7 protein-coding genes and 2 pseudogenes are annotated in these 4,495 nt (G+C 36.4%); all 9 read left to right on the forward strand.

Translation table 11 applies throughout. From position 1 onward, the window contains the following. Nucleotides 1–369: 369 nt before the first annotated feature. Nucleotides 370–741, forward strand: a complete 372-nt coding sequence (locus H5186_RS23205; protein ID WP_259398919.1) for an HNH/ENDO VII family nuclease — start codon at nt 370–372, stop codon at nt 739–741. 4 nt (nt 742–745) lie between these two features. Beyond that, a complete protein-coding gene (locus H5186_RS22130; RefSeq protein ID WP_182795007.1) occupies nt 746–1,171 on the forward strand; it encodes a hypothetical protein in 426 nt (141 codons plus the stop codon). Then, nucleotides 1,168–1,587 carry a tol-pal system YbgF family protein gene (locus H5186_RS22135; RefSeq protein ID WP_182719692.1) on the forward strand — a complete coding sequence of 140 codons (420 nt, stop codon included), beginning with the start codon at nt 1,168–1,170 and terminating at the stop codon, nt 1,585–1,587. The genes H5186_RS22130 and H5186_RS22135 overlap by 4 nt, the downstream gene beginning before the upstream one ends. Nucleotides 1,588–1,612: 25 nt before the next feature. Then, the gene (locus H5186_RS22140) at nt 1,613–1,948 is read left to right on the forward strand and encodes a DUF600 domain-containing protein (RefSeq protein ID WP_182762738.1); all 336 of its coding nucleotides are present in this window, start codon (nt 1,613–1,615) and stop codon (nt 1,946–1,948) included. A 40-nt stretch (nt 1,949–1,988) separates the two neighbouring features. After that, the gene (locus tag H5186_RS22145) at nt 1,989–2,837 is read left to right on the forward strand and encodes a hypothetical protein (protein WP_182733888.1); all 849 of its coding nucleotides are present in this window, start codon (nt 1,989–1,991) and stop codon (nt 2,835–2,837) included. Nucleotides 2,838–3,112: 275 nt separating this feature from the next. Continuing rightward, nucleotides 3,113–3,427: pseudogene (locus H5186_RS23430) on the forward strand (YrhA family protein); the annotation flags it as partial. 26 nt (nt 3,428–3,453) lie between these two features. Further along, a pseudogene (locus H5186_RS22150) lies at nt 3,454–3,788 on the forward strand (DUF600 domain-containing protein). A 117-nt stretch (nt 3,789–3,905) separates the two neighbouring features. Further along, entirely contained in the window at nt 3,906–4,160 is a 255-nt protein-coding gene (locus tag H5186_RS22155) for a hypothetical protein (RefSeq protein WP_182762742.1), read from the forward strand. Between the two features lie 6 nt (nt 4,161–4,166). After that, the coding region (locus tag H5186_RS22160; protein WP_310736905.1) for a GAD-like domain-containing protein at nt 4,167–4,495 on the forward strand (329 nt) is incomplete at its 3' end.

Consider the following 4,495-nt stretch of genomic DNA (forward strand, 5'->3'; position numbering starts at 1 on the left):
TGAAAAGTGCGATATTTTTGCCCATTTGAATTTAATTGCCGACATGGGTGATATGGAAATTATTGATATGGCTTCTATGGTACGTGGCGCTATTAAGCAGTACGAATAACGCTGTATGCAAATGTAATTAGTAGAGGGCTTTAAACGAGCTCTATTTGGCGTACATAACTTAATGAATCATCAAGATGGCCGTATCCCTGGGCACGCATGATGATTCATTCGACACGTTTTTTAATATTAACTTACCAATTAGCTACAGAAAGTTTATTTTAGAATTCATTGGTGCCATATCTTTGGACTAACTCAGATTGACAAACTTTATGTTTGTTCATTCAATTTTAAACTCATTTATAACGCTAAGGACAGCATATGCAACCAGATATAAAAAATATCCCCCAACAACTTGGTCAGTACCTTTATCAGCAAATAAAAGAGCCATGGCTTGAGGCACAACTCATTTTAAATTGCGAAGATGAAAGCGAGCTTGAATGCAAAGCCCATTATCAAACAGCAGTGGATGCAAACGAACAACCAATCGCTGTTTCTGACGAAATAATCGAGTTATTCAGTACTTTGTTTGAGAATGCCACCACTACTGGCAGACAATACGGCGCAAAATCTAAAGAGGTAAGAGAATGGATGCTTGACCCTAATAATTATACATTGGATCATTACAGCTTAAACCGCTCTGCGGGAGCTCAATTAAAAGAAACCTACTTCCCCCCCAATATGATAAGTTAAAAAAATGAAAGAATTAGATGAAAAGTTAAGCAATGAGATTAATGAAAAATTTGATCAATCTTTTGAATTTAATAAGAGAGGCCAAATAGAGGAATCATTTTTTGCAATGCAAGAAGCAATCAAATTAGTACCTTCACCGAAGAGTCAATGGTCAGAATCATTAATAATTATTACTTCTGCCTGCGAACATTTTATTGCAATTGAGAAATTAGCTGACGCGAGAGCATTAATTGATGAGTACTTAAATTCTGATTTTTGTATATCATATGATGATAATCCCAGCTTCATTAAAGGTATTATATTATTTGAAATGGGTGATTTTGAACAAGCATATGAATGGTTTGATAAAGCTAACTCTATCTCTAAAGGCAGGTGCTTTGTAGAGCAGCCGAAAAAATACAAAACTTTTTTTAATGAGTATAACCAATGAACGTACATGACCAAATAGATGAGTATTGCGAGCAAGGCAATGATCTTTTTGATGAAGAAGACTTTCAAGGCGCAATTACACTCTGGCAAAAAGCCTTTGATTTACTTACCGACCCAGATGAGGATTGGGAGCAAGCGGTTTGGCTTAAAGTATCTATCGGTGATAGTTATTATATGCTTGATGAATATGAACAATCCCTTGATGCAATGTTAGATGCATTAAACTACCCTGAAGCACTCGATAACCCATTTATTCACTTTAGAGCTGGCCAATGTCATTATCAGTTAGACGACAAAGAAAGAAGTAAAAATGCTTTACTTAAGGCCTATATGTTAGCCGGAAAAGAAATATTTGAAGATCATGAAGAAGATGGACTTTTTTACTATGACTTTTTGAAGTCCGAAGTCCAGCTATAAACGAACATAACGCTAAGGACAGCACATGCAACCTGACATTAAAAACATCCCACAACAACTCGGTCAGTACCTTTATCAGCAAATAAAAGAGCCGTGGCTTGAAGCACAACTTATTTTAAATTACGAAGATGAAAGCGTACTTGAATGCAAAGCGCATTATCAAACTGCTTCCGATGCAAGCGAACAGCCGATTACCGTGACAGACGAGATAGTCGGTTTATTCAACACCCTATTTGTGAATGCCACTAAACACCAACCAGAAAACTGGACGCGCGCCATTTTCACGATTAATCGCCAAGGCCAATTTAATCTCAATTTTGAGCGTGAGAATACCGTTCATGACATCATCGTTACTTCGTAAATGCACTAGAAAGCCAATTTAAAATTTAAGGATGAATGAAATGAAAAAGCTCAATGTGGGTTCTACATTACTAAACAAAATATTTAAGTCAAAAAAATCTACCCTTGTATCTAAAATCCTCGAGTTGGGTAAAACGATAGAAGACCCTGAACGTATGTTTAGCTTCTCTGGAATGCGAGAGGATTTAAGTGAATTATTAGCTAGTTCGCAAACAAATGAAGAAAAGCTATACGCAAATTACTACTTATCAATGATTTACTCTAAGAGTTATGATTATGAATCTGAAATTATTAGTCACTCAACGATAGCTTTGGAATTAAATGCAACTTTAAAAAAGTTAAATCAAGAGCAAGTATTTTCTTTAAATCACCGTTTATACGAAGCATATAGTGAATTCAATGAACATCAAAATGCACTTGAATACTTACAAGCAGCAATCGCTAATGCTAACCACCGTACTCAAAACGAAGTGTCTAATTTAATTGCGTTAAAAGCGGCTTGCTTCCATGAGGTTGGGCGATATAAAGAAGCGTTGCAGCTTAATAAAGAAATTTTGAGTAATCCTGATTTAGAAGAAATAAAACATCTCATTTTAAATAATTTAGCAAACAATAGTTACGAACTTGGTTTGATGGAAGATGCTGAGCATTACCTAAAAGAAATGTCAAAAACAGACTGTGGTTACCCTGAAGATACTTTTATAAATAAGTTTAACAGCATATTCCAACTAGCCGTGCTTAAATTTGAATTAGGCGAAATTGAAAAATCAACCAATCTATTTCAGCAACGACTGAAGCTTGCCATTGATTATGGTGACTGTGACTATATTGAAGAAGCCGAAATAGACATTCAGCAATTATATGAAAAACAGCTATCTCAGCAAAATTAAACTTGATTTGAAAAGGCTTAAGTAGCGCTAGCTTAGCATGCAAAAATGTTATGGGTTAAAGCCCTTTTATTAGATCTCTTTGACCTTTTTAAGTTTCTATGTAGGGGCAGACCAAAGTTACTATGAGTGATATAAAAAAGTTAATTAATTACCTGATAGAGAAAAACTCAGAAGAGCAAACTCATTTTGGCGAAGGCTTTTTTCTTACACCAATAAGTTTGGATGAGTTAAAAGCTTTTAATACGCATTTCACCTAAGCTTTCAACTTCCAACCTCCAAATGAACTTTTAGATCTATTAAAGATATCAAATGGCTTTTCTGTAAATGGATTAAATCTCTATAGTGCTAAAGAACAAAATGAACCATATTACTTAGCAGGAATTATTGAAGCCAATCAAGAATTTCATATAGAAGAATCTTTACGTAACTTCGTCGCTTTTTGTGATGAAAGCAGTTCCAGAGTGGTTTATAACTTTGAGGTAAATCAATTTCAGATAGTAGACTCTTTCACGTGGGAAGAACTAGAAAGCTTCCCAACTTTAAGTATGGCAATAAGATCTTTACTTAAAACAGCAAATATTTTTGAATAACCCCAAAATTTCGCTAAGGAAAGCATATGCGACCAGACATTAAAAACATCCCCCAACAACTCGGTCAGTACCTTTATCAGCAAATAAATGAGCCGTGGCTTGAAGCACAACTCATTTTAAATTGCGAAGATGAAAACGTACTTGAATGCAAAGCCCATTATCAAACTGCTGCTGATACAAGCGAACAGCCGATTACCGTGACGGACGAGATAGTCGATTTATTCAACACCCTATTTGAAAAGGCCACCCAACACCAACCAGAAAACTGGACACGCGCTATTTTACCATTAATCGCCAAGGTCAATTCAATCTCAATTTTGAGCGTGAAAATACCGTTCATGAAGTAATCACAGCGCAGTAAATGTACTCATTGATAACTTGAATTCAAGTAAAAATAAACCCGCTCTTTAACAACATGGATGTTGTAAGGCTGAGCGCTAGAATCGTTTAAGATTAGTGTTTAGCCATACATTTTTGCGTGCCTGCACAACACATCCACAGACACCATTTAGCTGTTAGTTATGTACTCTCATTCCGCTCGCTTCAACATGGTAACGACCATTGCAACGGCTCTTTAGGTCCGCAGTGGGCTAAAGCACCTATAGGGAGTAAAAAAGGGGATAAAACACGCGTGCAGTTAATGGATGAGCAAGTTGAAAACGCATTTAAAAAACATGGCCCAGATGCTAAGTTGAACATTCAACTTGAGCGCTGCCCGTTAAATAAAAGGTAGACCATAATGATAGAATCCAATGACGAATATTTAGACCTTTTTTTAAGCGAGTTTGGTCAACCAACAACAACTGTACCCGCGACTATCGCTGATATAGAAGCGTATCGAGGGAAACTGCCTGACCAACTACTTGAATACTGGCAAATACTCGGGTTCAGCGGCTTTGCCGATGGTTTATTTTGGCTGACAAATCCTGCTGATTATCAAGATATTCTTGACCGATTTTTAGAAGACACCCCGTTTGAGCAAGATGATATTTATTATGTTATAGCGCGTAATGCCTGGGGCAATTTAAAACTCTACGGTGAGAAAACCGGACATTCTGTGGAAATCAG

It is taken from the genome of Pseudoalteromonas sp. SG41-2, assembly GCF_014164535.1.
Classification (GTDB): Bacteria; Pseudomonadota; Gammaproteobacteria; order Enterobacterales; family Alteromonadaceae; genus Pseudoalteromonas; species Pseudoalteromonas rhizosphaerae.

What these genes read in the sequence shown, in the direction of transcription:
- H5186_RS23205 (WP_259398919.1), top strand. Translation starts at nt 370, where the DNA reads ATGCAACCAGATATAAAAAATATCCCCCAACAACTTGGTCAGTACCTT.
- H5186_RS22130 (WP_182795007.1), top strand. Translation starts at nt 746, where the DNA reads ATGAAAGAATTAGATGAAAAGTTAAGCAATGAGATTAATGAAAAATTT.
- H5186_RS22135 (WP_182719692.1), top strand. Translation starts at nt 1,168, where the DNA reads ATGAACGTACATGACCAAATAGATGAGTATTGCGAGCAAGGCAATGAT.
- H5186_RS22140 (WP_182762738.1), top strand. Translation starts at nt 1,613, where the DNA reads ATGCAACCTGACATTAAAAACATCCCACAACAACTCGGTCAGTACCTT.
- H5186_RS22145 (WP_182733888.1), top strand. Translation starts at nt 1,989, where the DNA reads ATGAAAAAGCTCAATGTGGGTTCTACATTACTAAACAAAATATTTAAG.